This is a genomic window from Treponema endosymbiont of Eucomonympha sp., from assembly GCF_001028545.1.
This window is the reverse complement of sequence record NZ_BBPW01000351.1, coordinates 1-715: the sequence shown is the minus strand read 5'-3', so window position 1 is coordinate 715 and position 715 is coordinate 1. Positions and strand designations below refer to the sequence as shown.

The window sequence follows — 715 nt, the reverse complement described above, 5'->3', positions numbered from 1 at the left end:
AGGGTAACGTCGCTCGGCTCAAAATGCGCGGCGCAGTTCGAGCACTTGCCGCAGTAGCCCGGCGCGGTTTCGCCGAAGTAGCGCAGGATGAACGCGCGGAGGCAGTCCGTCGTCGTGCTGTAGAATGTCATCTGTTTCAAAAGCTCAAGGCTGCGCTGCTTCTGCGCTTCCGCCGCCGTGCTATCGGGCGACTTCCCGCCGTCCCCGCGTCCCGAACCGCTATTCTCGATAAGGAACCTGTTGAGCCTGACGTCTTTGCCGGAATAAAGCAGGACGCAGTCGGCGCGTTCGCCGTCGCGCCCTGCCCGCCCCGCTTCCTGACAGTAGCTCTCTATGTTTTTGGGCATATTGTAGTGCACGACGAACGACACGTTCGGCTTGTCTATGCCCATTCCGAAGGCGTTCGTCGCCGCCATGACCGTCTTCCGGTCGTACAGGAAATCGTCCTGATTGCGCTTCCGCTCCTCGCCGGACAGCCCCGCGTGGTAGCGCGTCGCCGCGAAGCCTTCCCGCCCGAGCCGCGCGGCGACTTTCTCGACCGTCTTCCGCGTGGCGCAGTACACGATTCCGCTTTTGCCGCCGTTCCTGCGGAGGTAGGCGAGCAGCGCGTCCATTTTGTCTGCGGGCGCCTGCACCTCAAAGTAGAGATTCGGCCGGTCTATGCCAACGGCGAGCGTGTAGGGGTCGCGGAGCGCGAGGCTTTCGATTATGTCCC

Annotated in this window: 1 protein-coding gene; it reads right to left on the bottom strand. The window is 62.9% G+C overall.

From position 1 onward, the window contains the following. On the bottom strand, window positions 1-715 hold a 715-nt coding region (locus AWU74_RS07015; RefSeq protein WP_187150923.1), incomplete at both ends, for a helicase-related protein.